The organism is Bacillus sp. JHAA (assembly GCF_036961585.1).
In the GTDB taxonomy this organism is placed as follows: domain Bacteria; phylum Bacillota; class Bacilli; order Bacillales; family Bacillaceae; genus Bacillus; species Bacillus velezensis.
In genome coordinates, this window is the sequence record NZ_JBAMDE010000008.1 from 123,045 (window position 1) to 149,080 (window position 26,036).

Annotated in this window: 29 protein-coding genes; 16 read left to right on the top strand and 13 right to left on the bottom strand. The window is 47.0% G+C overall.

Features of this window, described 5'->3' with window-relative positions; genetic code table 11:
• Positions 1-55: 55 nt before the first annotated feature.
• Both yhaM and V7728_RS17605 read left to right on the top strand, forming a co-directional pair.
• On the top strand, positions 56-1,000 hold the full coding sequence (gene yhaM, locus V7728_RS17600) for a 3'-5' exoribonuclease YhaM (protein ID WP_003155251.1): 945 nt from the start codon (positions 56-58) through the stop codon (positions 998-1,000).
• 114 nt (positions 1,001-1,114) lie between these two features.
• Complete coding sequence (locus V7728_RS17605) at positions 1,115-1,342, top strand: sporulation YhaL family protein (RefSeq protein WP_012117207.1); 228 nt, start codon at positions 1,115-1,117, stop codon at positions 1,340-1,342.
• A 38-nt stretch (positions 1,343-1,380) separates the two neighbouring features.
• Here the strand turns inward: V7728_RS17605 and V7728_RS17610 are convergent, their stop codons facing one another.
• Entirely contained in the window at positions 1,381-2,232 is an 852-nt protein-coding gene (locus V7728_RS17610; protein ID WP_015239508.1) for a peptidylprolyl isomerase, read from the bottom strand.
• Between the two features lie 158 nt (positions 2,233-2,390).
• Between V7728_RS17610 and yhzE1 the strand changes: the two genes are divergently transcribed.
• Both yhzE1 and yhzE2 read left to right on the top strand, forming a co-directional pair.
• Positions 2,391-2,477, top strand: a complete 87-nt coding sequence (gene yhzE1, locus V7728_RS17615) for a sporulation protein YhzE1 (RefSeq protein ID WP_017417375.1) — start codon at positions 2,391-2,393, stop codon at positions 2,475-2,477.
• A gap of 124 nt (positions 2,478-2,601) precedes the next feature.
• Entirely contained in the window at positions 2,602-2,688 is an 87-nt protein-coding gene (gene yhzE2 / locus V7728_RS17620) for a sporulation protein YhzE2 (RefSeq protein ID WP_003155248.1), read from the top strand.
• Between the two features lie 56 nt (positions 2,689-2,744).
• Here the strand turns inward: yhzE2 and V7728_RS17625 are convergent, their stop codons facing one another.
• Both V7728_RS17625 and V7728_RS17630 read right to left on the bottom strand, forming a co-directional pair.
• The gene (locus V7728_RS17625; RefSeq protein ID WP_003155245.1) at positions 2,745-2,963 is read right to left on the bottom strand and encodes a hypothetical protein; all 219 of its coding nucleotides are present in this window, start codon (positions 2,961-2,963) and stop codon (positions 2,745-2,747) included.
• 60 nt (positions 2,964-3,023) lie between these two features.
• A complete protein-coding gene (locus tag V7728_RS17630; RefSeq protein WP_007409225.1) occupies positions 3,024-3,554 on the bottom strand; it encodes a DUF3267 domain-containing protein in 531 nt (176 codons plus the stop codon).
• Positions 3,555-3,764: 210 nt separating this feature from the next.
• Here V7728_RS17630 and V7728_RS17635 point away from each other — a divergent pair, with 210 nt between their 5' ends.
• Positions 3,765-4,106 (top strand): YhaI family protein, encoded by a 342-nt coding sequence (locus tag V7728_RS17635; protein WP_003155243.1) that lies wholly within the window; start codon positions 3,765-3,767, stop codon positions 4,104-4,106.
• Here the strand turns inward: V7728_RS17635 and V7728_RS17640 are convergent.
• Complete coding sequence (locus V7728_RS17640) at positions 4,103-4,714, bottom strand: HTH-type transcriptional regulator Hpr (RefSeq protein WP_014417329.1); 612 nt, start codon at positions 4,712-4,714, stop codon at positions 4,103-4,105. The two genes, V7728_RS17635 and V7728_RS17640, sit on opposite strands and share 4 nt — an antisense overlap.
• 180 nt (positions 4,715-4,894) lie before the next feature.
• On the bottom strand, positions 4,895-5,251 hold the full coding sequence (locus V7728_RS17645; protein ID WP_014417330.1) for a YtxH domain-containing protein: 357 nt from the start codon (positions 5,249-5,251) through the stop codon (positions 4,895-4,897).
• A 117-nt stretch (positions 5,252-5,368) separates the two neighbouring features.
• Here V7728_RS17645 and V7728_RS17650 point away from each other — a divergent pair, with 117 nt between their 5' ends.
• Positions 5,369-5,560: a hypothetical protein gene (locus tag V7728_RS17650; RefSeq protein WP_007409223.1), complete on the top strand. Its 192-nt coding sequence runs from the start codon at positions 5,369-5,371 to the stop codon at positions 5,558-5,560.
• Between the two features lie 57 nt (positions 5,561-5,617).
• On the opposite strand, the gene V7728_RS17655 is transcribed toward V7728_RS17650, so the two are convergent.
• The 3 genes from V7728_RS17655 to V7728_RS17665 all read right to left on the bottom strand — a co-directional run bounded on the left by V7728_RS17655 (position 5,618) and on the right by V7728_RS17665 (position 7,909).
• On the bottom strand, positions 5,618-6,136 hold the full coding sequence (locus tag V7728_RS17655; protein ID WP_012117208.1) for a tryptophan transporter: 519 nt from the start codon (positions 6,134-6,136) through the stop codon (positions 5,618-5,620).
• Positions 6,137-6,256: 120 nt separating this feature from the next.
• Positions 6,257-7,336: a 3-phosphoserine/phosphohydroxythreonine transaminase gene (gene serC, locus V7728_RS17660; protein WP_076423826.1), complete on the bottom strand. Its 1,080-nt coding sequence runs from the start codon at positions 7,334-7,336 to the stop codon at positions 6,257-6,259.
• 135 nt (positions 7,337-7,471) lie between these two features.
• Positions 7,472-7,909 carry an HIT family protein gene (locus V7728_RS17665; protein WP_007409220.1) on the bottom strand — a complete coding sequence of 146 codons (438 nt, stop codon included), beginning with the start codon at positions 7,907-7,909 and terminating at the stop codon, positions 7,472-7,474.
• Positions 7,910-8,399: 490 nt separating this feature from the next.
• Here V7728_RS17665 and V7728_RS17670 point away from each other — a divergent pair, with 490 nt between their 5' ends.
• Genes V7728_RS17670 through V7728_RS17680 form a run of 3 tightly spaced genes read left to right on the top strand, consistent with a single transcriptional unit; the run spans position 8,400 to position 11,109 of the window.
• Positions 8,400-9,143 carry an ABC transporter ATP-binding protein gene (locus tag V7728_RS17670; RefSeq protein WP_025284506.1) on the top strand — a complete coding sequence of 248 codons (744 nt, stop codon included), beginning with the start codon at positions 8,400-8,402 and terminating at the stop codon, positions 9,141-9,143.
• The gene (locus V7728_RS17675; protein WP_069007019.1) at positions 9,136-10,362 is read left to right on the top strand and encodes an ABC transporter permease; all 1,227 of its coding nucleotides are present in this window, start codon (positions 9,136-9,138) and stop codon (positions 10,360-10,362) included. The genes V7728_RS17670 and V7728_RS17675 overlap by 8 nt, the downstream gene beginning before the upstream one ends.
• A 42-nt stretch (positions 10,363-10,404) precedes the next feature.
• Positions 10,405-11,109: an EcsC family protein gene (locus tag V7728_RS17680; protein ID WP_014417334.1), complete on the top strand. Its 705-nt coding sequence runs from the start codon at positions 10,405-10,407 to the stop codon at positions 11,107-11,109.
• 22 nt (positions 11,110-11,131) lie between these two features.
• On the opposite strand, the gene V7728_RS17685 is transcribed toward V7728_RS17680, so the two are convergent.
• From V7728_RS17685 to hmoB, 3 genes are all read right to left on the bottom strand, one after another.
• Positions 11,132-12,319, bottom strand: coding sequence for a M20 family metallopeptidase (locus V7728_RS17685; protein ID WP_025284507.1), 1,188 nt, complete (start codon positions 12,317-12,319; stop codon positions 11,132-11,134).
• Between the two features lie 69 nt (positions 12,320-12,388).
• Positions 12,389-13,774 carry a hypothetical protein gene (locus V7728_RS17690; protein ID WP_099566535.1) on the bottom strand — a complete coding sequence of 462 codons (1,386 nt, stop codon included), beginning with the start codon at positions 13,772-13,774 and terminating at the stop codon, positions 12,389-12,391.
• A gap of 117 nt (positions 13,775-13,891) precedes the next feature.
• Complete coding sequence (hmoB, locus tag V7728_RS17695; protein WP_059367301.1) at positions 13,892-14,392, bottom strand: heme-degrading oxygenase HmoB; 501 nt, start codon at positions 14,390-14,392, stop codon at positions 13,892-13,894.
• A gap of 122 nt (positions 14,393-14,514) precedes the next feature.
• Between hmoB and V7728_RS17700 the strand changes: the two genes are divergently transcribed.
• The 6 genes from V7728_RS17700 (at position 14,515) to V7728_RS17725 (ending at position 23,445) form a co-directional block, all read left to right on the top strand.
• Entirely contained in the window at positions 14,515-16,656 is a 2,142-nt protein-coding gene (locus tag V7728_RS17700) for a transglycosylase domain-containing protein (RefSeq protein WP_099566536.1), read from the top strand.
• 123 nt (positions 16,657-16,779) lie between these two features.
• The gene (hemE, locus tag V7728_RS17705) at positions 16,780-17,841 is read left to right on the top strand and encodes a uroporphyrinogen decarboxylase (protein WP_015239515.1); all 1,062 of its coding nucleotides are present in this window, start codon (positions 16,780-16,782) and stop codon (positions 17,839-17,841) included.
• Between the two features lie 75 nt (positions 17,842-17,916).
• On the top strand, positions 17,917-18,852 hold the full coding sequence (gene hemH, locus V7728_RS17710) for a ferrochelatase (RefSeq protein ID WP_003155221.1): 936 nt from the start codon (positions 17,917-17,919) through the stop codon (positions 18,850-18,852).
• 27 nt (positions 18,853-18,879) lie between these two features.
• Positions 18,880-20,313 carry a protoporphyrinogen oxidase gene (gene hemY, locus V7728_RS17715; RefSeq protein WP_012117218.1) on the top strand — a complete coding sequence of 478 codons (1,434 nt, stop codon included), beginning with the start codon at positions 18,880-18,882 and terminating at the stop codon, positions 20,311-20,313.
• A gap of 148 nt (positions 20,314-20,461) precedes the next feature.
• Positions 20,462-21,034 carry a TetR/AcrR family transcriptional regulator gene (locus tag V7728_RS17720; RefSeq protein ID WP_003155219.1) on the top strand — a complete coding sequence of 191 codons (573 nt, stop codon included), beginning with the start codon at positions 20,462-20,464 and terminating at the stop codon, positions 21,032-21,034.
• Between the two features lie 74 nt (positions 21,035-21,108).
• Positions 21,109-23,445 carry a YhgE/Pip domain-containing protein gene (locus V7728_RS17725; protein WP_032866177.1) on the top strand — a complete coding sequence of 779 codons (2,337 nt, stop codon included), beginning with the start codon at positions 21,109-21,111 and terminating at the stop codon, positions 23,443-23,445.
• A gap of 62 nt (positions 23,446-23,507) precedes the next feature.
• On the opposite strand, the gene fabHB is transcribed toward V7728_RS17725, so the two are convergent.
• Together fabHB and V7728_RS17735 are read right to left on the bottom strand one after the other, a co-directional pair.
• On the bottom strand, positions 23,508-24,485 hold the full coding sequence (gene fabHB, locus V7728_RS17730) for a beta-ketoacyl-ACP synthase III FabHB (RefSeq protein ID WP_032866176.1): 978 nt from the start codon (positions 24,483-24,485) through the stop codon (positions 23,508-23,510).
• Positions 24,486-24,622: 137 nt separating this feature from the next.
• Complete coding sequence (locus V7728_RS17735; protein WP_032866175.1) at positions 24,623-24,844, bottom strand: hypothetical protein; 222 nt, start codon at positions 24,842-24,844, stop codon at positions 24,623-24,625.
• A gap of 131 nt (positions 24,845-24,975) precedes the next feature.
• On the opposite strand from V7728_RS17735, the gene V7728_RS17740 reads away from it, so the two are divergent.
• On the top strand, positions 24,976-26,007 hold the full coding sequence (locus V7728_RS17740) for a M42 family metallopeptidase (protein ID WP_179960599.1): 1,032 nt from the start codon (positions 24,976-24,978) through the stop codon (positions 26,005-26,007).
• Positions 26,008-26,036 lie beyond the last annotated feature (29 nt).

Consider the following 26,036-nt stretch of genomic DNA (forward strand, 5'->3'; position numbering starts at 1 on the left):
AAGAGGTATGTGCTATACTGGTATTATGTAAGATATGGAGGGAGCTTTTAATAGAATGGCAAAAGGTATTATGCTGCACGAGGTCGGCGAGCAGGTCGATCAATACTTTCTGATTAAATCTTCGACTAAGGGAATCGCAAGCAACGGAAAACCATTCCTGACGTTAATGCTGCAGGACCAATCGGGAGATATCGAAGCGAAGCTGTGGGATGCCAAGCCGACTGATGAAGTAACGTACGCGGCGCAGACGATCGTGAAGGTGATCGGAGATGTCCATCACTATCGCGGACGAAACCAGCTTAAGCTGAGAAACATCCGGCCGGCCGGCGAGAACGAAAATGTCAGCATTGATGATTTTCTGGAAACGGCGCCGATTCCGAAAAACGAAATGATGGAAACCGTCACTCAATACATTTTTGAAATGAAAAATCCAAACATCCAGCGGATCACGAGACATCTGGTCAAAAAATATGCGGCTGAGTTTATGGATTACCCGGCGGCGGCTAAAAACCACCATGAGTTCGTTTCAGGGCTTGCGTATCATGTAGTATCCATGCTGAACCTGGCAAAAGCGATTGCCGATCTGTATCCGTCTCTTGACCGGGATTTACTGTATGCCGGAGTCATTCTGCATGACCTCGGCAAAGTAAAAGAGCTTTCAGGCCCTGTTTCCACCACGTACACTGTGGAAGGGAATCTGCTCGGACACATTTCAATCATGGTGACAGAGCTTTCAAAAGCAGCCGAAGAGCTTCAGATTGACGCTGAAGAAGTGCTGATTCTGAAGCATTTGATTTTAAGCCATCACGGAAAAGCGGAATGGGGAAGCCCGAAACCGCCGATGGTGAAAGAAGCGGAAATTCTTCACTACATTGACAATCTGGATGCAAAAATGATCATGATGGACAGAGCGCTGGAACGGGTGAAGCCGGGCGAATACACAGAGCGTGTATTTGCGCTTGAAAACCGTTCTTTCTACAAACCGACGTTCCATCAATAAGAAAAAAAGGCCGATCCTTTACGATCGGTCTTTTTTACGTTCAGCTCTCATAACTTGTCTTTATCAAGCATAGCTTAGAATAAAGACTCTGGGTGAAAAAGGGAGGAAACCGACGTGCTATTTTTTCCTTGGTGGGTATACCTTTGCATTATCGGAATTATTTTCAGCGCTTATAAGCTTTTCACAACAGCTAAAGAAGAGGAAAAGCTTGACCAGTCGTTTATTGAAAAAGAAGGAAGGGTGTATATTGAACGGATGGAACAGGAACGCGAGCGCCGTATGGCGGCGCCCGCAAGTGAAAACGGGGATGCGGAAGAAAACTCCAATCATTCCATCGCATAAAAAAACTGTGCGGCTCGCCGAGAGCCCGCACAGTTTTTTTATTTAGATTCAGAAGAAGTTGAGGTGTTAAACGTGTCTTTTAAGTCTTTGTCTTCCACTTTTACGTCAGCTTTTTTCATGACTTTTTGAATTGCCGCCTGTACAGCTGAGTTGTCGTTTAATTTCTGCTTAAGAACTTCTTCTTTCAGTTCTTTTTTCATGTCATCATATTTGCCGCGTTCTTCTGTCTTTTTGATGATATGATAACCGAATTTTGTTTTGACCGGATCGCTGACTTGTCCGACTTTCAGGCCGAATGCAGCTTTGCTGAATGTTTCATCCATTGACTTTTTATCGAACCAGCCAAGGTCGCCGCCGTTGTCTTTTGAGCTGTCAGTTGAATATTCTTTCGCAAGCGTTTCAAACTTCTCGCCTTTTTTCAGCTTTTTCTCCACTTCGTCAGCTGTCTTTTTGTCAGCGACAAGGATGTGGCTCGCGCGGATTTTACCTTTTAAGCCGTCGTAATATTCTTTCGTATCGGAGTCAGTCACTTTGATGTTGTCTTTCGCCGCTTTTTGTGCAAGCAGTTCGTACTTCACCTGATCTTTCAGGTAATCTTCGCCGTACTGCTGTTTAAGGGCGCTGTACTGATCGCCGAGCTGCGTTTTGTACTCTTTCAGCTTGGTATCGATTTCTTTATCCGATACTTTGTATTTTTTTGCTAATACTTTTTCTTGTACGAGCTGTGTCAGCACACTTGCGCCCGCGGTTTTTTTCATGTTCGTGTAGAGCTCGCCTTTTGTTACATTTCCGGCATCCGTCTTGGCAATCACGTCGTTGTCGCCGCTGCTGCAAGCGCTGAGAGCCAGGACGCTCGTTGCCGTAATAGCTGCTATCGCGATTTTCTTCATTCCTTTAAACACTCCTAATCATCCAAATTAAATTGCATATGCGTATCATAACATATTGTGGCTTTCTGTAAAAAGATTTTAAATAAAGGGCATTCGTCTAGTCAAACTTTTTCCTGATACATACAAATATATTGATCATGAAAAGGAGGTAATGAACCATGGGCGGAGGATATTCAAACGGTTTCGCACTGCTCGTAGTACTGTTCATATTGCTTATCATCGTAGGTGCAGCTTACATTTGTTAAGCGAAACGGATCGCTTTTTCTAAAAGCGGTCCGTTTTCTTACCCGGGCGCCTAATCGTTTCAGAAGTAAATTGCATATGATGTAATTGGAAAAATAAAACGTTTTGTAGGAGGTGCTTTTGGAGATGGGTGAAGTATTTGCAGGCGGTTTTGCATTATTGGTTGTTCTGTTCATCTTATTGATCATCATCGGCGCTTCTTGGCTTTATTAAGAAAAAAATATGGCTGTCGGGGGTCAGACCTCCGTCAGCCATATTTTTTTGCCTGTTTACACAGTAAAGGAGATCTCGACGAATGAAGAGATCAGTAAAATTAAAATAGATACATTAATAAAACGGAATACCTTATCCTGCCGGTCTTCAGGAATCTCTCTGACAAGGCATAATGTATTTGTGAGCCTGTTTATGAAATAAAGAATAAACAGGGCAGCCACGATAAAATAGAATAAAATGATGGGAGATTCCCCCTCTCTCTGAACTGCTCCCATATTACATTACCAAATATTTATTAAAAAAGATAGAATGTAACCTGAAAAATCAGCGGGACATCAAGACTCCGGCACTTTTTTTACTAAAATATCAAAACCGTCGGATTCCTGGTCAATCAGACATGATTTGGGCGCTTTGACCAGATGCAGGGCAAACAGAAGATCAGGCAGGCAATACCCCGCATGAATGCTCGAAATCATATAAAAGTAATGAGCGTGTCTCGGAAATGCCAGTCCGGCATAAAACAATAACGGCGTAATGAATAAAAACGGGCTGATCGTTGAAATCAGCATCGTCGTTTTCGGTATGCCTTTCCATGTCGGCATCCGTAAGAAGTACATTTTCATTTCCTTTTTTCTTTTTTTACAGATCATCGGCAGGACATGTATGACTTTATGTACAAATAAAGTAACAACGAGCAGAACACAAAAAGCAAACACGTGCCCGTCACTTAAACTGATATTCGGACGCAGCAGCCCGAATGCCAAGAAGTTGCATATAAAAAACAGGATCATAAAACCTACAGCAGTCAATAATAAACGAACCGCACCATAATCTTTGATCAGATTAATGGTTTTCCAGCAATTCATCAGAGTCATCCTTCCGTACAAAGATGGAATACAATCTCAAAATAATTTACTCTCTTCAGGAGAAAAAATCAATCCTTTTTTAAAGAAAAAAATAAACCTGGAAAGAGAAGAACAGAAGAGCTCGGTGAAACATGGAAATGTACGGTTTAACCTTTCTTCTCCATTCATTATCAGCTAAAATAAGATTAAAGATAGAAAGAAGTGAAACGGATGGATTCAATGGATCAGCGTATCGGGCGTTTAGAATATTACATACAATTGCTGGTGAAAACGGTGGATATGGATAAGTACCCTTTTTATGCGATGATGATTGAAAAAGGGCTGACCGAAGAAGAAGGAGAAGAGGTCGGGCGGATCTGCCGCGAATTGGAGGACGAGCTGGAGTCGCAAAAAGCGCAAGGCTTTGTGACGTTTGACAAGCTCCTTGCGCTTTTTGCGGGACAGCTGAACGAAAAATTAGATGTTCATGAAACGATTTTTGCTCTGTATGAGCAGGGGCTTTATACAGCGCTGATGGAAGAATTTATTGAGATTATGAAGCACTTTGATTAACTGTTGATCGGTTCCAGCTCTTCAGCCGTTTCATGGACAGCCGATTCGTCCGTTTTTTTCTTCAGCCTTCCGTCTTCACTTTCAAAATCATTGTTTATGTTTGTCAATGATTTCTCGAATATCTCCATAAAATCTTCGCCGTAAATGTGGCGGATGACACAGGTTAATTCTTCAACCTCAGGAAACTTCCCGAATAAGTGGTAGATCGGCTGTGAGCCTTTAAACACAGCGTTTCTCGACGGATCAAACTCCTCAAGCAGGCTTTCGAATACATTTTCCCCTTCTTCTGTTAACTGAATGTACGTGTTCCGTTTATCATTCAGCCGCTTGGAAAATTTCAGATATCCCCGTTCTTCAAGCTTTTTTGAAAAGTTAAATGCAGTTGATACGTGCATAACGCCGAATTTGGCGATTTCTGAAATAGAAGCTCCTTTAAGCTGATAGGCAATCCATAATATATGATGCTCATTAATATTAAGGTCGTACGGCTTCAGCCAATTCTGCCAGTCTTTCTCGATAGATTTCCAGAGCGCTTTGGACAGCTGCGCCATTTTTTGGGTATAGATTAAAGCTTCTTTTAGATCGTAAGGCGGTTCAACACGATTCAATACAGATCACCTGCTTCACATTTTCTTTTCCTCTATTATGCCAATAAAATAAAGATTAATAAAGATGAAAATTTAAGAATTTTATAATAAATTCTTGATCCGTTGCTGGGAAAGGCTTTAAACCGCAAAAAAAAGTGCGGAACGCAATATGTCCGCACTTTTTTTTGGTTGTATAGGATATTAGTTTTGTAAGGTTTTCTCCAGCTGTCTGATTTTCTCTTCAATATCAGCGATTTCCTTCTGGAGATCCTGCTGGTGCGGTTTGATTTCCTCCTGCCACCTTTTAATGCTGGTCTGAAGCTCTCCGCCTACGTCTTTAATGACTTCTGCGCTTTCTTTCGCCGTTTGGACAAGCTGGTCCTTAAGCGCCATTCCGTCTTTTTTTAACCGTTTGATTGTGTCCTCAATTGAATTGCAATTCTCTTTGATTTTGCCCCGCAGCTCTTTTCCGGATGAAGGAGCCGAGAGTAACACCGCTGCGCCTCCGATCAATCCGCCTACAAAAAGGCCTGTTAAAAGGGAACGTCCGTCAGCCATTTGAAATCACCCCGTTTTTTTTCTCATAACTTTTATCATTTTTGTTCAGAAGAATAAACTTCTATACATAGCTTGCTTTATTTTAGCATATTTTTTAAGGGAAAAGGAGGGAGAAGGTTGTCTGTCTTTATGATTGTTTTATCTTGTATGGCTCTTGTCTTTGCGGCGGGCGCCGTTTATTACCTGAAACTGCTCGGCCAGGCCGCTTCTTATCCGCCGAAGCGGGTCGTCCGCCAAAAGGCCATCGTCTGCTCAGCAGGAACCGCCCTCGCATTGTTCCTTATCTTTTTCACAAAACTTCTCGTATAAAACATGCTGAAACACATTAAAAAACCTCTTCCGGCCGGAAGAGGTTTCGGTATGCGGTTATTTCACCGTTTCAATCATATTGGACCGTTTTAAGATCGTCTGCACAATCGGATGCATAATGATAATGGCAATCGTATTCAGCGCAGCCGCCGGAAGGACGACCGCGAGCACCAATGCGGTGAATCCGCCCGGCAGGCCGACAATCAGAAGGGCCAGCGCCAAAAAGAGCAAACCGGAGATGAAGGTGCCGGCTATCGTAATGACGGCGGCGGCCGCTGTTTTCACGCTCTTTTTCACCAAAAGCGCCAGCGCGAGAAACAGAAACGCCGTTACCGGTTTTTCAATGATATTCGGAAGCTGTCCGCCCGGAAAAGATGTCGTGAGTGCGGAAATGATTCCCGTTACAATCCCAATCATCAGCACGTTCTGCACACGGGGGAATAACAGAATACCCATAAACATCATCACAAGCATCATATCGGGTTTCATTCCGAATAATACCGGCGGCATAATGGAATGAAGCACCGCTCCGATTGCCGCAAACAGGGCCATAATGACTAATTCTTTTGTTTTCATACTAAGCTCTCCTCTGCTAAGCTTTTTCGCCATCCAATAATATGCTCGTCATTTATTGCGATGGCCGGAAAAATTGATATGCAAACAGTATATCAAAGGAACCGTTATGTTAGAAGAAATTTATTCGTTTTCCTGCTGGAACTTTCTCATAAACTGAGCCAGTTTTTCACAATCAGCCAGGCTGACGGCGTTGTAGATAGACGCCCTGCAGCCTCCGACTGAGCGGTGGCCTCCGAGTCCGGTCATTTTAGCCGCTTTCGCTTCTTCAACGAATTTTTTCGTGAGACTGCTGTCGCGGAGGGTGAACGTGACGTTCATGTGAGAACGGCTGTCTTTTGCGGCATGCCCCGCGTAAAACCCGCCGCTTGCGTCGATTGTGCCGTACAGGACATCGGCCTTTTCCTGATTGCGCCGTTCAGCCGCTTCGACACCGCCGTTTTCAGCCAGCCATTCAAGGACGAGGCTCAGCATATAAATCGCAAATGTAGGCGGCGTATTATACAGTGAATCGGCTTTTGTGTGAGTGGAGTATTTCAACATTTTAGGGACGTTGGCGTTTTCGTTTTCAAGCCATGATTTTTTCATGATGACGACCGTGACGCCGGACGGCCCGAGGTTTTTCTGGGCTCCGCCATAGATGACATCAAACGTTTTGACATCAATTTTTCTGCTCAGGATGTCGCTTGACATGTCGGCTACGAGCGGGATCGGTGAATTCGGGAACTCTTTCCACTGCGTTCCGAAAATCGTGTTGTTTGACGTAATATGCAGATAGGCGCCGTCTTTGATTCCTGAGAGGTCCGCTTCCGGTATGTGGTTGTGGTTTGAATCTGCGCTTGTTGCCGTGACGGATGTGTTTCCGAACAGTTTCGCCTCGGCGAGTGCTTTTTCAGACCATGCGCCCGTTACGATGAAGTGCGCCGTTTGCTCCGGCGTTAAAAAGTTCATCGGCAGCATGGAGAATTGAAGGCTTGCGCCGCCTTGAAGAAATAAAATATCGTAATCGTCGGGAATATCCATCAGTTCTTTCAGAAGGCTTTTTGCTTTTTGGTGCACCGCATCATATTCCGTGCTCCGGTGGGACAGCTCCATGACGGACATGCCGGTATCATTGAAGTTGACAAATTCTTTTTGTGCTTTTTGCAGCACATCCAGTGGAAGGGCTGCGGGTCCTGCATTGAAATTCGTTGTACGTTCCATGTTTACGATCTCTCCCTGTTTTCCGCTTTAGTGTAAGAAATAATACAATTATCCTATCACAATTTTTTGATTTTTTTGGTATAAAAAAATATAATTTATGTTTTTTGTGTTTCCGGACGCAAAAAAACCTCATCTTTAAGATGAGGCAAGCCGTTTTCTGACGGTTGAAGCGATCTCCTGAAGATCGTCAGGCGTATAGTCTTCGGCGTGGGTCTTCCAGACAGCCCCGAAACCGTCGCCTTTTCCGTAACGCGGAATGATATGCATGTGAAAATGGAACACCGATTGGCCCGCTTTTTCACCGTTGTTATTGAGAATATTCAGCCCGATCGGCTCGAATTCATCGCGGATGGCGCGTGCGATTTTCGGCACCGCTTCAAAATATTCTTTAGAAAGCTCAGGCGTAAACTCGTACACGTTTTCGATATGTGTTTTCGGAATCACGAGCGTATGGCCTTTTGTGACCTGGCTGATATCAAGAAACGCCACGACGTGTTCATTTTCGTATACTTTTGAAGACGGAATGTCACCGGCAATGATTTTGCAGAAAATACAATCGTCCGCTTTGTGCATAGATGGGTTTCCTCCCTGAAAAGAAATATATGTATATTCTCATCGTACCACAAAAACGGCCAAAACAAAAAACAGGATGAACGGCTGCGCGTTCACCCTGATGCAGAAGTACGAGCTTTATCATAGAAAATTGAATATGCCTTTTGTAAGCACCTCATTTGTTTTTAAAATGAAGACTTATGGGTCTGCTTAATCATTCCTGGGACAAACACCTCATTTGATTATTTCATCATGAATGAAGAACATCATCAAAGCAGTGTGTGAAGAAATTGTAAGCACAGGACATGTTGATTTTCATCCAACTGTTCTAAGACGTCTTTTATAAACACCTCATTTTCAGTTGATTAAAGCTGTTTCCTTCTACATACATTATGATGTCCCCCAAAACGATAACTATGCACACTTTTCACGTGAGAAAAAAAGGGAATCGTTTCAAATCAGACTTTATTTTTGGTACTATGAAGAAAAACGAATCAGAAGGGGAGAAATTATGTCTCTGCTATCGGTAAAAGACTTAACCGGCGGTTATACGAGAAACCCGGTCTTAAAAAATGTTTCATTCACCCTTGAGCCGAACCAGATTGTCGGACTCATCGGATTAAACGGCGCGGGAAAAAGCACGACGATCCGGCATATTATCGGATTAATGGACCCGCATAAAGGCTCGATTGAGCTGAACGGCAAGACGTTTTCGGAGGATAAGGAAAGCTACCGCTCGCAATTTACGTACATCCCAGAAACGCCGGTGCTGTATGAAGAACTGACGCTCAAGGAGCATCTGGAGCTGACGGCCATGGCGTACGGCCTTTCCAAAGAAACGCTTGAAAAAAGGCTTCCTCCGCTTCTGAAAGAATTCAGAATGGAAAAAAGGCTGAAATGGTTTCCCGCTCACTTTTCCAAAGGGATGAAGCAGAAAGTCATGATCATGTGCGCGTTTCTCGCGGAGCCTTCGCTTTATATCATTGACGAGCCGTTTCTCGGCCTTGACCCGCTTGCGATCAATGCATTGCTGGAGCGGATGGACGCCGCGAAAAAAGCCGGATCAAGCGTGCTGATGTCAACGCATATCCTGGCTACGGCAGAGCGCTACTGTGATGCTTTCATTATTTTACATAACGGCGAAGTGCGGGCAAGCGGCACACTGGAAGAACTGAGAGAGCAGTTCGGCATGGAAGACGCAGCTCTTGATGACTTGTATATTGAACTGACGAAGGAAGACGCCGGCCATGAATAATATGTCTACGATTTGGCAGTCCCGGCTTGAAGAGCATATAAAGGAAACCAGAATGTATATGAAATATATGCTCAATGATCATCTCGTCATTGTGCTGATCTTTTTTATTGCCGGCGCGGCAAGCTGGTACAGCAAGTGGGTCAAAGACATTCCCGTTCATTTTCCGTCATTTTGGGTGATGGCGGTGCTCTTTTCATTTGTGCTGACCGGTTCATACGTCCGGACGCTGCTAAAGGAAGCGGACCTCGTGTTTCTGCTGCCGCTTGAACCGAAAATGGGGACATACTTTAAGCATTCATTTAAGTACAGCTATCTGTCACAGCTGTTTCCGCTTCTTGCTCTGTCGCTTGTATGCATGCCTCTGTTTTTCGCTGTAAGTCCGGGGGCGTCGCTTGCGTCGTATGCCGCCGTATTTATTCAGATGCTGGCGGTAAAAGCGTGGAATCAGGCCATGGAGTGGCGGATGACGTTTATGAATGACAGAAGCATGAAAATGATGGATGCGGTCATACGCTTTATCTGCAATATGCTGCTTTTATACTTCGTCTTACAGTCGTTTTATGTGTACGCTGCCGCCGTCTACATTGTGATGGCCGGCCTTTATGTGTATTTCACATCGGCCGCAAAACATAAATCATTAAAATGGGAAGCCCATATTGAATATGAATTAAGAAGGAAGCAGCGGTTTTACAGAATCGCCAATCTGTTTACCGATGTGCCTCACCTGAAAAAACAGGCAAAACGCCGGGCGTATCTCGACTTTTTGCTCAGAATGATTCCGTTCGAACAGCGGAAAACGTTCTCCTATATGTATGCGCGGGCCTTTCTGCGTTCAAATGATTATCTCGGCATTCAGGTCAGGCTCACGATTATTTTTATCCTGATTATTATGCTCGTTTCCGCCAATCCGTGGATAACGGCGGCGTTAACCGTATTTACCGTCTTTATTACGGGAATACAGCTTCTCCCGCTGTTCGGGCATTTTCATCATCTTTCTCTGCAGGAGCTTTACCCGGTCAATCAGAAAGCGAAGCTGCAAAGTTTCTTTTCGCTGATGAAATCGGCGTTAACCGTGCAGGCGCTGCTGTTTTGTGCAGCGTCAGCCTATGCCGCGGGAGTCAGCGGGGCGCTGTATGCGGCCGTTGCTTCAGCCGTTCTGATTTTTGTGATCATGCCTTCGTATATGGGCGGAAGATTGAAAAAGTACGGCAAGCTGTAATCAATCGGGTTTTTGAAACCTCAATGAAAGAAGGAGACACAGATGACCGACGATCAGCAGCTGATACAGGAAGCACTGCAATGGAAAGCGCGTTTTTTGCGCAAAGATTCTATGCTTGAACGTTTTTCTAAAGGAATGCAGGCGAAAATAAATGAGCGGATTCCCGATAAAATTCATGCCGTCATCACAGAAAGCATTAAAAAAATGACCGAAGCAACAATGGCGGGTTCAAATCTGGTGAAAAGCAAGCGGGATACAAACGGTATGACGCTTGCTGAAAAAGATGCCCTCGCCAGACAAACCGTCGCATCGTACCAAAAGGTCGCGGCAGCCGAAGGTATCGGTACGGGGGCCGGCGGAATTTTTTTAGGGATGGCTGATTTCCCTTTGCTGTTATCCATTAAAATGAAATGTCTGTTCGATCTTGCCTCCATTTACGGCTATGATGTGAAAGACAGGGATGAGCGATTGTTTTTGCTGTTTATTTTTCAGCTGGCTTTCTCAAGCGGTGAACAGCGGAAACGCATATACTCAATGATTGAACAATGGGATTCGAAAAAGCATGATGTCGATTGGAGAGTTTTTCAGCAGGAATACCGCGATTATCTGGACGTAGTGAAATTGTTTCAGCTTTTGCCGGTCGTCGGAGCCGCCGTGGGCGGAGCGGCCAATTATAAACTGCTGTCACAGCTCGGTGAGACGGCAAGGCACGTTTTTCATTTAAGAATCACAGCAGCCGGTACGTAATGTACCGGCTGTTTTTTATGCCCTATCGGGGGTAGCTTACCGCGGCGCCGATAAGCACCTTGGCGGCCGTCAGCATCGCTTTTTCATTAAAATCAAATTTCGGGTGGTGATGGGGATAAATGGTTTCCGCATTTTCTAAAGCGGCGCCCGTAAAGAAAAATGCGCCTTTTGTATGCTGCAGATAATAGGAAAAATCCTCTCCGGCCATCTGCGGCTCTCCTTCAATGACCTTCGTGACGCCGTCTGTTTCCGCTGCGGCTGCCGCCGCGTGCGCCGCTTCCTCAGGATGATTAACGACGGCGGGATAACCGCGCTTGAAACGATATTCATAGGAAGCGGAGTGCATGGAACAGATTCCTTTTACGACGGCTTCTATTTCTGCTTCGAGCAGGCTGCGCACACTTTCGTCAAACGAGCGGACGGTGCCTGATATGACTGCCTGATCGGCAATCGCATTAAACGGATTTTCAGCAGTGAACGAGCCGGCTGAGATGACGGCCGGCTGCACCGGATTTACCCGCCGGCTGACGATATGCTGAAGAGCCGTGACGATTTGTGAGCCGATTAAAACGGCGTCCTTCGTATCGTGAGGAATCGCGCCGTGGCCGCCTTTCCCGATGACTTTAATCGTAAAGCCGTCAGCGGCGGCCATCACTGCGCCCGGGCGGCATAAGACCGTCCCGACGGGTTCAGTCGCCCAAAGGTGAGTGCCGAAAATGGCATCGACATGCTCGAGGCAGCCATCCTCAATCATTGCTTTTGCTCCGCCGGGAGATAATTCTTCGGCGTGCTGATGGATCATCACAAATGACCCTTTCAGTTTTTCCCGGTTGCGGTACAGCACTTTTCCGACCGCTAGCAAAGCCGCCGTATGGCCGTCGTGCCCGCAGGCGTGCATGACGCCGGGAATTTGTGAAGCATAGGGCACATCTTTTTCATCCTGTATCGGCAAAGCGTCAAAATCAGCTCTGAGTGCCACGACCGGTCCCGGTTCACTCCCTTCAATATAGGCTGTGACACCGTTGCCCCCGACATTCGTCCGGATGGGAACGCCGAGCTTTTCATAAAATGAGGCGATGAACGCCGGCGTTTTTTTCTCCTTAAAGGATGGCTCGGGATTCATGTGAAGGTGACGCCTGATTTCAACCATTTCCTCATACAGCCCGTCAAGCTGAGCGTTTAAGCTTTTTTGAAGTGTCGTTAACGTCAAAAGCGATGTCCCCCTCGTCTGCTTTTCCCATGATTGTATAGAAAATGTCAGAAGATTTCAATCCTTTTGCTACGGGAGAATGATGATGGCGGCGATCGTTGTGACGACTAGCCCGGCCGCAACCGGGATAAAGTTTTTCCTGGCAAGCTCAAACGGGTCAACTTTACAAATAGCCGCAGCGGGGATCAGTGCCCAAGGGACCAATGTTCCGCCCCCGACCCAGATCGCTGAAATCTGGCCCAGCGCCGTTAAAACGGCCGGGTCCGTATGAAGCGCGGCGGAAAACAGCTTTGCCATCGAGCCTGCAAGAGATATACCGGAAAACCCTGACCCGTCGAGCCCGGTAATGGCACCGACTGCGGCCAGGGCGATGCCGGCGAATTCTCCGGACATCGGAAAAGAATGGGACAGGGCCAATCCGAGGTCATTGACGATCCCCGCAGATCCTTTCGGCAGCGGGGTGTTCAAAATACTTTTAAACCCCGCGTCACCGAGATAAAAGAAGGCCGCAATCGGAATGACGGGGCCGAATACTTTAAAGCCGAATTGAAAACCGCCGATAAAATACTCGGTGATCTTTTCTAAATGCCGCTCTTTATATACAATGAAATGAATGATCAGGAGAATGCCGATCGCGGTTCCTCCGACGAGTGCCGTCGCATCGTTTCCTTGCAGGCGGTATACGATCATGCAGATAATATCGGCGAGAAAAACAAGCGGAATGAAAACCGCCAGGATCACCCTGAGGTTTTTCGGCAGATACATACTTGTGTCCAAAGAACCGGAGCTGTCCAAGGAGAGGGGGGCCTTCGTTTTTTTTCGATCCCGCATGATGAGGAAGAAAGCGGTGATTGTCGTCGTTAACCCCATGATCAAAACGAGCGGAATACTTGCCTGCATGACATCGCTCACGGGAATGCCCGCGGCATCGGCCGTTAATTTCGGGGCCGCCTGAATGACGTAATCCCCCGATAAAGCGAATCCGTGGCCGAACAGGTTCATCGCCATAGCCGCGGCGATCGGAGAAAGGCCCGCCCGGATCGCTGCGGGAAGCAGCACAGCGCCGATCAGCGCCACCCCTGGGGACGGCCAGAAAAAAAGAGAGATGGCAAACATCAGACAGCCGATAACCCAATACGCGACAGCCGGCCCTTTCATCAGCTTTGCAAACGGAGAAATCATCGCTTCATTAATACCGGTTTCGGTCAAAAGGCCGCTCATCGCCACGATAAAACAAATGATAAAAATCGTCGGCAGCAATTCTCCGGCTGCATACGTGAAGCTGTGAAACAGACTGCTGACCGAAGCGGAGAATGAATGCGTCGTCCATAGCGCAATCACAAAAATGCCGGCGAGTGAAATAAAGGTTGTATCTTTCCTGAGGAGCATAAAAACGATAATGGCCGCGATAAAAGCAACATAAAGCAGATGTACCGAGTAGACGCCGATCCCCAATTGAACCACTCCGTTTATAAATAGGATTGCTACAGATTATTCATAGGCGGGCGGAAGGTGCAAAGAAGGATGCGTAAAATCGGGACATCAAAAAAGCCGGAGAATCTCCGGCGGTTTTCAGTCTATTGCGTAATAAGCGGTTACATAAGACGGGCGGGAGAAAATAGACGTCGTGTCGATGCCTGCAGATGTTCCGCGTTTTTTATGAGCTTCCTGATAAGAGTTTGACTGCTGCCAGCCCTGAAAGGCTTTTTCCTCTTCCCACAGGGTCAAAATGACATACGTATCGCCTTCGAGCGGTCTTAATACGCGGATGGCTTCAAAACCGGGTTCATTTTCCACTTTGCCGGCGCGGTTTTTAAACCGGTTTTCAAACAGCGGACGGCCTTCCTGGGTAACGGCGATGTTGTTGAGGACGGCGTAGCCCGGATTTTTGATTTCCCCGACGCTGTCGATGCTTTCATAGGAATGGGGCGCCTGAAAAACGGTTTCTCCATTTGTTTCATGAATTAAAACCGCATTATCCCCCCCTTGCATCAGCACCATATTCTCACTCGGGTGTTTCTTTGCAATCGTCTTTAAAAAATCGGCTGTCCCGTATGTAATATAAACCTTCATATCAGCCACCTCCTGCTTGCTAGTATATCAAAAGAGTGGTATAAGTTTCTATTGGCGACTCATTCTGACATAATTCGAAACAATATTTCCCATACTACAAGTTAAGAAAGGCGAGGTGACTTATGCTGAAAAAGAAAAAAAGATTCTTTATTCCGGCTGTAATTGCGGCGGCAACCGCTTTTCTCGCGTTAATCGGATACATTATCATTATATTTCTCGGCCATTATGTCATCGATGAAAAGAAATTAATACTGCACGCATCTTCAAAAATCGTCGATCAAAACGGTGATGAAATCGCGAGCCTCTATACGGAAAATCGCGAGCCGGTATCCATTCAGCAGGTTCCGGAAGATGTGAGAGATGCCTTTATCGCCGTTGAAGATAAACGGTTTTACGAACATCACGGCATTGATGTGAAGTCTGTCGGCCGGGCGGTGTTCCGGGATGTTTTAGCAGGCGGCAAGGTGGAGGGCGGCAGCACGATCACCCAGCAGCTGGCGAAAAACATTTTTCTGACTCATGATAAAACATTTTTGCGCAAGACGAAGGAAGTCATTATCGCCATCAATCTTGAGCGTGATTACAGCAAGGACAAGCTGCTTGAAATGTACCTGAACCAGCTTTATTTCGGCCATGGCGTTTACGGCATTCAAGCCGCGTCCCACTACTACTTTAATAAAGAAGTAAAAGATTTAACCGTTGCGGAAGGAGCCGTTCTGGCAGCGATTCCGAAGGCGCCATCTCTTTATTCGCCGATTCAGCATCCGGATAAAAATAAAGAACGCCGCGATACGATTCTTGCAATGATGAACGACCAAGGCTATATCAGCGCCAAGGAAGCCGTCAGAGCCCAGGGCCGGACATTGGGGCTTAATGTCAAGAAAACATCAGAAACGCCTTGGTTTGACAGTTATATTGATCTTGTCATCAAGGAGGCGGAAGACCGTTATTCGATGTCAGGTGAACAGCTGCTTCAAGGCGGTTATACGATCCGGACGTCACTTGATTCCAAGCTGCAGAAAACGGCATACACCCTCATGAAGGAAAGCGGCTATTTTCCGGGGACGGATCAGGCGGCAGAGGGAAGCGCCGTCTTTATTGATAATAAAACCGGAGGCGTGCGCGCGGCGGTCGGCGGCCGCGACTACGTGACAAAAGGATACAACAGGGTTACGGCGAAGCGGCAGCCGGGCTCAACGTTTAAGCCGATTGCCGTATACGGGCCCGCCATGCAGGAAGACAAGTTCAAACCGTATTCGCTTCTCCAAGACAAACTGACGTCCTACGACGGGTATGAACCGAAAAATTATGACGGACAGTACAAGGGGGAAGTGACGATGCAGGATGCGATCACTTACAGCATAAATGCGCCCGCTGTCTGGACATTGAAGCAGATCGGCGTAGATACGGGAAAATCGTATCTTGAGAAAAACGGCATGAACATTTCTGACAACGGACTCGCGATTGCGCTGGGCGGTCTGTCTGAAGGCGTTACTCCGCTTCAGCTTGCCGGAGCTTATCATACCTTTGCGGCAAACGGAATGTATACGAAGCCATTTTTTATAGAGAACATCACGGACGAAGACGGAGAAACGTTGTCCAGACCTAAAAACGGCAAAACGCGCGTCTTCAGCGGACAGACGGCATGGAATATGACGAGAATGCTTCAGCAGGTCGTAAAAGAAGGAACCGCTTCACAAGGCAGCTATCAAGGTGACCTGGCGGGGAAAACCGGCACGACCACATTTCCCGGCGTCCCCGGCGCGACAAAGGACGCCTGGTTTGCGGGATACACTCCCGGACTGACGGGAGCCGTCTGGATGGGCTATGACAAAACGGATAAAACCCATTACCTGAAAGGCGGAAGCCAATACCCGGTCAGACTCTTTAAAGATATCGTCACAAAAGCGGGGGAAAACGGCCGGACATTCAAAAAGCCTGAAAATGTGAAGGAACTGGGCAGCCCGATTGAGCTGGAGGCGGTAAAGTCCCTGTCGGCCCGTTATACATTTAAGGCGATGGGACTGATTACGGTTCAATTAAAATGGGATATTCAAAAGGATGATCGGGTTGTTTACCGAATATATGAGAAGAAAGACGGAAAAGACAAACTTCTGGATTCGGTGAAAGGAAAAGGCAGCTTTGACATACCGTATGCCAATCTGTTTTCAGGGGCTTCATACAAAGTCGTTCCATATAATTCACAGACGGATCAAGAAGGAGAGGGAACGGAATACGTTCAGCCGAAGCTTTTTTCTTCTTAATCATGAATTCGGCGATTTTTTGAACATTAAGCCTCAATTCTATACGCTTTTGAAAAAACAAGGTATAGTGTAATGGGCGAAGAACACGAACGTATGGTTGCAGGAGGAAAGGTGGAAATTCAGATGAGTAAACGAGAAGCGTTTAATGATACGTTTTTAAAAGCGGCACGGGGAGAAAAAACAAATCACGTCCCTGTCTGGTACATGAGACAGGCGGGGAGGTCTCAGCCGGAATACCGCAAGCTGAAGGAAAAGTACGGCTTAGTCGAAATTACGCATCAGCCCGAGCTGTGCGCGTATGTGACGAGGCTCCCGGTCGAGCAGTACGGAGTGGACGCTGCCATTTTATATAAAGACATTATGACGCCGCTTCCTTATATCGGAGTGGATGTTGAAATAAAAAACGGAATCGGCCCGGTGATCGATCAGCCGGTGCGCTCTGCTGCGGATATTGAAAAGCTCGGCGAACTGAATCCCGAACAGGATGTTCCTTACGTGCTGGAAACGATCCGATTACTCGTAAACGAACAGCTGAATGTTCCGCTCATCGGTTTTTCGGGAGCGCCTTTTACGCTGGCCAGTTATATGATTGAAGGCGGGCCTTCTAAAAATTACAACAAAACAAAAGCGTTTATGCACAGTATGCCGCAAGCGTGGCAAATGCTGATGGACAAGCTCGCGGACATGATTATCGTTTATGCGAAAGCGCAGATTAACGCCGGCGCAAAAGCCATTCAGATTTTTGATTCATGGGTCGGCGCGCTGAACCGCGAAGATTACCGGCAGTTTATAAAACCGGTGATGGACAGAATTTTCCGGGAGCTTTCAGCAGAACAAGTTCCGCTGATCATGTTCGGCGTAGGCGCAAGCCACCTGGCCGGGGATTGGCATGACCTTCCTCTTGATGTCGTCGGTCTTGACTGGAGACTCGGCATAGATGACGCCAGAAAACAAGGCATTACAAAAACGGTTCAGGGCAATCTTGATCCGTCGCTTCTTCTTGCGCCTTGGGAAGTCATCGAGAAAAAAGCGAAAGCAATACTTGATCAAGGCATGAAAACGGACGGGTTTATTTTCAATTTAGGGCACGGTGTATTCCCAGATGTCAATCCGGAAACGCTGAAAAAGCTGACGGCGTTTGTACATGAATACTCCGCGGCCAAAAAAACGGAACAATCTTCCTGAGCAGATCGTTGGTTATAAGTAGATTTTCCTGTCAAAATCAAGGTGGACAGACCATCAAAAGAGGTGTGTAACAAAATGAGCAGCAAAAAGAAAATGGGACTTCTTGTCATGGCTTACGGAACGCCTTACAAAGAAGAGGACATAGAACGTTATTATACGCATATCAGACGCGGAAGAAAGCCGGAGCCTCATATGCTTCAAGATTTAAAAGACAGATATGAAGCGATCGGAGGCATTTCGCCGCTTGCAAAAATTACGCAGGAGCAGGCGGAGAAGCTCGCACAGCGTTTAAATGAAATCCAGGATGACGTAACATTCAAAGTGTACATCGGATTAAAACATATTGAACCGTTTATTGAAGACGCGGTGGCGGACATGCATAAAGACGGCATTACAGAAGCTGTCAGCCTTGTGCTCGCCCCTCATTTTTCAACATTCAGCGTCCAGTCATACAACAAACGCGCGAAAGAAGAAGCGGAGAAGCTCGGCGGCTTGACCATCAAGTCTGTTGAAAGCTGGTATGATGAACCGAAATTCGTTGATTATTGGGTCGGCCAGGTGAAGAAAACATATGAATCAATGCCGAAAGAAGAACGGGATGACGCGATGCTGATCGTCTCAGCGCACAGCCTTCCTGAAAAAATTAAAGAATACGGCGATCCGTATCCTGACCAGCTGGAGGAATCCGCAAAACTGATTGCCGAAGGCGCCGGAATTACCGATTACGCAGTCGGCTGGCAAAGCGAAGGGAACACCCCTGATCCGTGGCTCGGGCCGGATGTGCAGGATCTCACGCGCGAGCTGTACCAAAAGCATCCTTATAAAGCATTTGTATACGTGCCCGCAGGCTTCGTTGCCGATCATTTAGAGGTGCTTTACGATAATGATTATGAATGCAAAGCTGTGACCGAAGAAGTCGGCGCAAGCTACTATCGTCCGGCTATGCCGAACGCACAGCCTGAATTTATCGACGCGCTTGCAGCGGTCGTGCTGAAAGAGCTGGACAAGTAGAATTAAACGGTAAAGAAGGCGATAAAAATGAGTGGCGATAAAAAACATCTGGTCATCATCGGCGGCGGCATAACGGGATTAGCCGCCGCCTTCTACATGGAAAAAGAAATCAAGGAAAAACAGCTGCCGCTTGAGGTCACCCTGATTGAAGCGGGCCCGAGAGCGGGCGGCAAAATTCAGACGCAGCATAAAGACGGCTACATCATTGAGCGGGGGCCGGATTCTTTTTTGGAAAGGAAAAAAAGCGCGCCGCAGCTCGTCAAGGATTTGGGGCTTGAGCATCTGCTCGTCAACAATGCGACCGGCCAGTCTTACGTGCTCGTCAACGAGACGCTCCATCCGATGCCGAAGGGCGCGGTTATGGGCATTCCGACCAAAATCGCTCCGTTCATCTCCACCGGTTTATTTTCTGTTCCCGGAAAGGCGCGGGCGGCGCTTGACTTTGTCCTGCCTGCGAGCAAACCGAAGGAAGATCAGTCTCTGGGTGAATTTTTCCGCAGACGCGTCGGTGACGAAGTCGTTGAGAATTTAATAGAACCGCTATTATCAGGGATTTATGCCGGAGATATTGATAAGCTGAGCCTCATGTCCACGTTTCCGCAATTCTATCAGACTGAGCAGAAGCACAGAAGCCTGATTCTCGGCATGAAAAAATCGCGTCCGCAGCCTTCGGGACAGCAGCTGACAGCCAAAAAGCAGGGCCAGTTTTTAACGCTGACGACAGGGCTTCAAACGTTGGTGGAGGAGCTGGAAAAGCAGCTTACGCTGACAAAGGTGATGAAAGGAACGAAAGTCACCCATATCGGCCGCGAGGAGAAAGGATATTCTGTGACGCTTGATAACGGCAAAGTGCTCTATGCGGAAGGATGCATAGTAACAGCCCCGCATAAAGCCGCGGCGAAAATGCTTTCTGATCTGCCGGCGGTTTCATGTCTTAAAGACATGCATTCTACGTCCGTTGCTAACGTCGCTTTAGGTTTTCCTGAGGGAGCCGTCAAGATGGAGCATGAAGGTACGGGATTCGTTATCTCAAGAAACAGCGACTTCTCCATCACGGCCTGCACATGGACGAATAAAAAATGGCCGCACGCGGCGCCGGAGGGCAAAACGCTTCTCAGGGCGTACGTCGGAAAGGCCGGGGATGAATCCATCGTAGATCTTTCAGATAACGAGATCATTAAAATCGTAATGGAAGATTTGAAAAAAGTAATGAAAATAAATGGCGAACCGGAAATGACCTGTGTGACCCGCTGGAACGAAAGCATGCCGCAATACCATGTCGGCCATAAGGAGCGCATCAAAGAGTTCAGAGATGCGCTGAAAGCTTCCTATCCGGGCGTATACGCGACGGGCGCGTCTTTCGAAGGGGTGGGCATCCCCGACTGTATCGACCAAGGAAAAGCCGCCGTATACGATTCACTGGCTTATTTATTTGAAACGTACCAGCCTCCGTTATCGTAAAACGGAGGTTTTTTTGCATGTTCCCGTTCTGTAAAGGGAACACCAATAAAGAGAGAAAACATTTGAATCTTCTTTGTGACTGTGATAAGTTATCTTATGTACAAAATGACTAAAACGTTCAAACGGTCAATTTAACGAGGTGGGAAACATGTCCGTCGATCGGAAAAAGCTCATTCTGGAAGCGGCAACGAAGTCTTTTACACAATTCGGCTACAAAGCAACGACAATGGATCTGGTGGCAAAGCTTGCAAATGTGGGGAAGGGAACCATCTACACGTTTTTCAAAAACAAAGAAGAACTGTTTGATGATATTTTCACCACTATTTTAAGAGAAATGAAGGAACACGCAGACGAAGCGATGAAACCGGAGCTTTCATTTCACGAAAATGTCCACCGGGCGCTTGTCGCGATTTTGGAATTCAGAAAAACACACCAGCTGACTATTAAAATTTTTCAGGAGAACGCCGAGATTGGTACAATAGCCGTTCAGGATGTCATTGCGAAAATGGAGCGGGCCATTCTGTCATACATTAAAGAAAAGATAGAAACAGCCATTGAAAACGGAAGCATTAAACCGTGTGATCCGGAACTGACCGCTTTTGTGATGCTCAAGCTCTACATCGCGCTGATATTTGACTGGGAAAAAAACCATCCGCCTCTTGAAAAAGAGACGATCGCTGAATTGCTGGAAATGTATGTTGGTCAAGGATTATCTAAATAATAGATGATCCTTCACTTTTTAGGTGCCGTGACCGTTTTGTCAAATGAGTCAGTTTGCGGAAGGAGGCAACAGGGTTGAATACAATAAAAAGCCAGTGGAAAGACATTGTAACGAACAAGAAACTGTTAATCCCCATCATTGCCATATTATTCGTTCCGCTGATCTACAGCGGAGTGTTTTTGAAGGCGTACTGGGACCCGTACGGCACGGTGGATCAGCTGCCGGTTGTCGTTGTCAACCAGGATAAAGGGGCGGACTACGAAGGGAAACATCTTCAGATCGGTGACGATCTTGTGAAAGAGTTAAAGAAAAATGATAATTTTGATTGGCATTTTTCAAGCGATCTTGATCAATCGTTAAAGGACTTATTAAATGCTAAATATTATTTATTGGTCGAGATTCCTGAAGATTTTTCTAAAAACGCCAGCACGGTAATGGATAAAAATCCGAAGAAGCTGGATCTGAAATATCATACGAATGCCGGATCAAACTATGTCGGCGCGACAATCGGGGAAAAGGCGATCGACAAACTGAAAGCCTCCGTGTCGAAAGAAGTGACAGAGCAATACGCAAAAGTCATTTTTGATAACTTTAAAGATATTGCCAAAGGGCTCGGCAAAGCCAGCAGCGGAGCCAAGAAAATAGACGACGGCACGAAAAACGCGAAAGACGGCAGCGCCAAGCTGAAGGAAAATTTAGCGAAGCTTACTGAAAGCACCGCCACCATCGGCGATAAAACACAGCAGCTTGCAGACGGCGCGGCGAAAGTGACAAGCGGAATTCAAACGCTTGACAGCTCTATCGCAAAACTTCAGAGCGCAAGCGCCGAAATTCAAGATAAATCAGGACAGATTGCTTCAGGAGGAGGCCAAGTGGCCAGCGGGCTGAAAACAAGCCTTGACGCACAAAAGCAGCTCCAGCAAAAGCTTCCGGATTTAACGAATGGATTAAGCGCGTTAAACAGCAAGGCGCAGGAAGTGTCGCAAAAAGCGGCGGCATTTGAAGATGCGATCAATTCAGTCAACCTGTCAGACATTGAAAACGCGGTTGGGCAGCTCGAACAGACTGAAAAGGACCTGCAGCAGTTTAAGAAGAAGCTTTCTGATCTGAAAAACAGCCTGGATGCCCGGGATGACGCGGTCAAAAAGGTGATTAAGGACAGTGATTTCTTAACGGATGAGCAAAAAGCGAAACTTGTTCAGCTTCTGAATGAGAAGCTTCCGAAGGCTGACCTTCCGGATTTAGACAATATCGTCAGCCAGCTTCCGTCCGGAGGAGATATTCAGCTTCCGGATATGTCAGTCATAAAAAGCGCGCTCAAAGATGTAAAAGCGAAGGCTGATCAGCTGAAAGCACTGCCTCAATCCACATCGAAACTGTATAACGGCGCAGCGGCGGTACAAGACGCGATTAACCAGCTGACAGCGGGAACTGATAAATTATACAGCGGAGCGCAGACCGTTTTTGAAAGCCAAAACAAACTGACAGCCGGCATCGGCGAATACAACAGCAAGTTCGGACAGCTCAAATCAGGATCAGAAGCGTTAGTGTCAGGGAGCGGCCAAGTATCAGGCGGCTTAACGAAACTGCTGGACGCGCAAAACAAAATCCATGACGGCTCGTCCAAAATTGAGCAGGGTCAAGCGTCTCTCGGCACCGGTTTAAGCAAACTTTTAGACGGCACCGGACAATTGTCCAGCCAGCTGAAAGATGCGGCTGATCAAACCGGGGACATTAAGACAGATGACAAAACGTACAGCATGTTTGCCGATCCGGTAAAAACGGACGATAACGCGATTCATTCCGTGCCTAACTACGGTACCGGACTGACGCCTTATATTCTCTCTATGGGCTTGTATGTCGGCGGATTGATGCTGACGGTCGTATTCCCTCTGAGTGAAGCTTCAGGGGGGCGTCCGAGAAACGGTTTTGAATGGTTCCTCAGCAAATTCAGTGTTATTCTGCTTGTCGGACTGATTCAATCCGTTATTGTCGCCACGGTTCTGTTAAAAGGAATCGGGCTTGATGTGGAAAGCACGTGGAGATTCTATCTCTTTACGATGATTACCAGCATCGCGTTCCTGTCGATGATCCAATTATTGGCGACAACGATGGGGAATCCGGGACGCTTTATCGCTGTCATCATTCTGGTGCTCCAGCTCGGGGCAAGCGGAGGAACCTTCCCGCTTGAACTCCTGCCGGGATTCTATCAAGTGATTCACGGGGCACTGCCGATGACTTACAGCATCAACGGGTTCCGTGCCGTCATTTCAAATGGCGACTACGGCTACATGTGGCAGCAGGCATCCATTCTGTTGGGCATCGCCGTTGTCATGATCGCGCTGACCATCGTGTATTTTACGGTGCAAAGCAAAAAAGAACACAAAACGGAAGAAGAAATAACAGCATAAGAAAAAGAGGCTCTGAGCAGATGCTCAGGGCCTCTTTTTTTTAGATTTCGATCGTCGTGCTATTAAAATCCCCATCTCACCAACAGTCCGGTATATGTCAATCCTCCGCCGAACCCGAATAATACCAGTGTCTGGCCTTCCGACAGTTTTTTTGCTTTCACAGCTTCATCCAAAGCGAGAATAATAGAAACCGATGAAGTGTTGCCGTAATATTCAACGCTTGTCAACGTCCGTTCAAGCGGGAAGGGCAGCTTTTCGCAGATGGATTCGATCATCCGCATGTTGGCGCTGTGAGGAACGAACCAATCCAGATCGTCTTTTGAAAAGCCGGCTTTTTCTAAAAGGGCATTGCATTCCTCAGGCACGGTTCTGGCCGCCCATTTATATACTTCGCGCCCGTTTTGCACCATGTTTCCTCCGCCTTTAAGCGGCTCGCCGTTTAATTCTGTGCTCAGTCCCGTGCGATACAGCACGTCCGCGCTTCCTCCCGCTGTTCCTTGCACGGCTGCCAAAAAGCCCGGCGCTGATTCATCGCGTTCCACCAATAGGGCGCCTGCAGCGTCTCCGAAAAGAACGCAGGTCGTCCGGTCAGTATAATCCGTTACCTTTGATAATGTTTCACCGGCAATGACAATCACTTTTTGATGGGAACCGGCGGTAATTAATGCGTCTGCGAGCTGAAGGCCGTAAGTGAGTCCGGCGCATGTGGCGTTAATATCAAGCGCCCCCGTGTGCGGCCAGCCGAAGTAAGCCTGCACGCGTGCCGCGGTGCTTGGAAACGCATAGTCCGCCGTCGTTGTGGCGACAAGGATCATATCGACATCATCAAGAGTTCCGCTGTAATGTTCTGCAAGGTTTTTCACCGCTTCCACACACAAATCCGATGTGAATTCATGTTCGCCGGCAATGCGTCTTTCCTTCATACCGGTGCGCTGGACGATCCATTCATCAGATGTATCGACGATGCGCTCCAAATCCGCGTTTGTTAATCGGCGTGCCGGAGCATATGTACCGATTGCTGTAATTTTAGATTTTGACATGAAAAAATCACTCCTTTATATCAGATTATAACACCTGATATTATTACTTGGTACTAATTTTAATAAAAAAACCCAAGCAGCATCCGCTGTTTGGGGAGCATGAGATATCTATTTGTAAAACGGGCTTGTGTGAACGATTACCAATGACGGCAGCAGCGGCGGCATGAATGATGATGCTTCTTTTTATCTTTCTTCTTTTTGTCTTTCTTCTTTTTACAAGGGTCTTCTTTTTTCTTTTTACAGTGATCTTCTTCTTTTTTACAGCCCCAGAAGGCTGCACCAGACCAATCATCCTCAAACCAATCCTCAAACCAATCATTATGAAATCTTTTCCGCTTGTGCGGTTTACGGCTGATCATACATTTCCCTCCTATGCTCATGCTCCCTTCATTCTATGAAAAAAGAGAAGGAAAAGATTGGACGGGTTATGGATCAAAAGAGTATATTTTAAGAAGAATAAAATTGATAGGAGGAATGACCTGTGGCAAATATGAAACATACGATGGAACTGATTAAAGAATTGGTGTCAATTCCGAGTCCGACGGGCAATACATACGAGGTTATCGCCTATACAGAAAGTCTTTTAAAAGAATGGGGCGTCTCCTCTTACAGAAACCGCAAAGGCGGTCTTTTTGTCACAATTCCCGGCCGTGATGACAAGAAACACAGATTGCTGACGGCGCATGTCGATACGCTCGGCGCGATGGTAAAGGAGATAAAGGCGGACGGCCGGCTGAAGATTGACTTGATCGGCGGCTTCCGATATCACTCGATTGAAGGGGAATATTGCGAGATCCAAACTTCTTCCGGCAAAACCTATACAGGCACCATCTTAATGCATCAGACTTCAGTGCACGTCTACAAGGACGCCGGCAAGGCAGAGCGGAATCAGGAGAATATGGAAGTCCGTCTTGATGAGCCTGTCCGGACGAAGGAAGAGACGTCCGATCTCGGCATCAGGGTCGGCGATTTCATCTCATTTGACCCGCGCGTGCAGATTACGCCGAGCGGCTTTATTAAGTCCCGGCATCTTGATGACAAAGCGAGCGTGGCTCTGCTCTTGAATTTAATCCGCTGCATCACGGAAGAGAAAATCGAACTTCCGTATACGACGCATTTTCTGATTTCTAATAATGAAGAAATCGGCTACGGCGGCAATTCCAACATTCCTCCTGAGACCGTTGAATACTTGGCTGTTGATATGGGGGCGATCGGCGACGGCCAGTCTACGGATGAATATACCGTCTCCATTTGCGTGAAGGATGCGAGCGGCCCGTACCATTATCAGCTCAGAAAACATCTGGCCGGGCTTGCGGAGCGCTATGGCATTGATTATCAGCTTGATATTTATCCGTATTACGGTTCTGATGCCTCAGCAGCCATCCGTTCGGGCCATGACATCGTCCATGGGCTGATCGGCCCGGGAATTGACGCTTCACACGCTTTTGAACGCACGCATGAATTATCGCTTCTTAATACGGCGAAGCTTTTGCACCGGTACGTTTTATCGCCGATGGCATAAAAAACCCTGCGCGGAAATCATTCCGTGCA

Coding starts and splice junctions, on each gene's coding strand:
- V7728_RS17735 (WP_032866175.1), bottom strand. CDS start 24,844: ATGATCAGCCGTAAACCGCACAAGCGGAAAAGATTTCATAATGATTGG.
- V7728_RS17635 (WP_003155243.1), top strand. CDS start 3,765: ATGGATTCAATGGATCAGCGTATCGGGCGTTTAGAATATTACATACAA.
- hemH (WP_003155221.1), top strand. CDS start 17,917: ATGAGCAGCAAAAAGAAAATGGGACTTCTTGTCATGGCTTACGGAACG.
- yhaM (WP_003155251.1), top strand. CDS start 56: ATGGCAAAAGGTATTATGCTGCACGAGGTCGGCGAGCAGGTCGATCAA.
- hemY (WP_012117218.1), top strand. CDS start 18,880: ATGAGTGGCGATAAAAAACATCTGGTCATCATCGGCGGCGGCATAACG.
- V7728_RS17675 (WP_069007019.1), top strand. CDS start 9,136: ATGAATAATATGTCTACGATTTGGCAGTCCCGGCTTGAAGAGCATATA.
- hemE (WP_015239515.1), top strand. CDS start 16,780: ATGAGTAAACGAGAAGCGTTTAATGATACGTTTTTAAAAGCGGCACGG.
- V7728_RS17645 (WP_014417330.1), bottom strand. CDS start 5,251: ATGGCTGACGGACGTTCCCTTTTAACAGGCCTTTTTGTAGGCGGATTG.
- V7728_RS17665 (WP_007409220.1), bottom strand. CDS start 7,909: ATGCACAAAGCGGACGATTGTATTTTCTGCAAAATCATTGCCGGTGAC.
- yhzE1 (WP_017417375.1), top strand. CDS start 2,391: ATGGGCGGAGGATATTCAAACGGTTTCGCACTGCTCGTAGTACTGTTC.
- fabHB (WP_032866176.1), bottom strand. CDS start 24,485: ATGTCAAAATCTAAAATTACAGCAATCGGTACATATGCTCCGGCACGC.
- V7728_RS17670 (WP_025284506.1), top strand. CDS start 8,400: ATGTCTCTGCTATCGGTAAAAGACTTAACCGGCGGTTATACGAGAAAC.
- V7728_RS17610 (WP_015239508.1), bottom strand. CDS start 2,232: ATGAAGAAAATCGCGATAGCAGCTATTACGGCAACGAGCGTCCTGGCT.
- serC (WP_076423826.1), bottom strand. CDS start 7,336: ATGGAACGTACAACGAATTTCAATGCAGGACCCGCAGCCCTTCCACTG.
- V7728_RS17625 (WP_003155245.1), bottom strand. CDS start 2,963: ATGGGAGCAGTTCAGAGAGAGGGGGAATCTCCCATCATTTTATTCTAT.
- hmoB (WP_059367301.1), bottom strand. CDS start 14,392: ATGAAGGTTTATATTACATACGGGACAGCCGATTTTTTAAAGACGATT.
- V7728_RS17700 (WP_099566536.1), top strand. CDS start 14,515: ATGCTGAAAAAGAAAAAAAGATTCTTTATTCCGGCTGTAATTGCGGCG.
- V7728_RS17655 (WP_012117208.1), bottom strand. CDS start 6,136: ATGAAAACAAAAGAATTAGTCATTATGGCCCTGTTTGCGGCAATCGGA.
- yhzE2 (WP_003155248.1), top strand. CDS start 2,602: ATGGGTGAAGTATTTGCAGGCGGTTTTGCATTATTGGTTGTTCTGTTC.
- V7728_RS17740 (WP_179960599.1), top strand. CDS start 24,976: ATGAAACATACGATGGAACTGATTAAAGAATTGGTGTCAATTCCGAGT.
- V7728_RS17680 (WP_014417334.1), top strand. CDS start 10,405: ATGACCGACGATCAGCAGCTGATACAGGAAGCACTGCAATGGAAAGCG.
- V7728_RS17720 (WP_003155219.1), top strand. CDS start 20,462: ATGTCCGTCGATCGGAAAAAGCTCATTCTGGAAGCGGCAACGAAGTCT.
- V7728_RS17630 (WP_007409225.1), bottom strand. CDS start 3,554: ATGAATTGCTGGAAAACCATTAATCTGATCAAAGATTATGGTGCGGTT.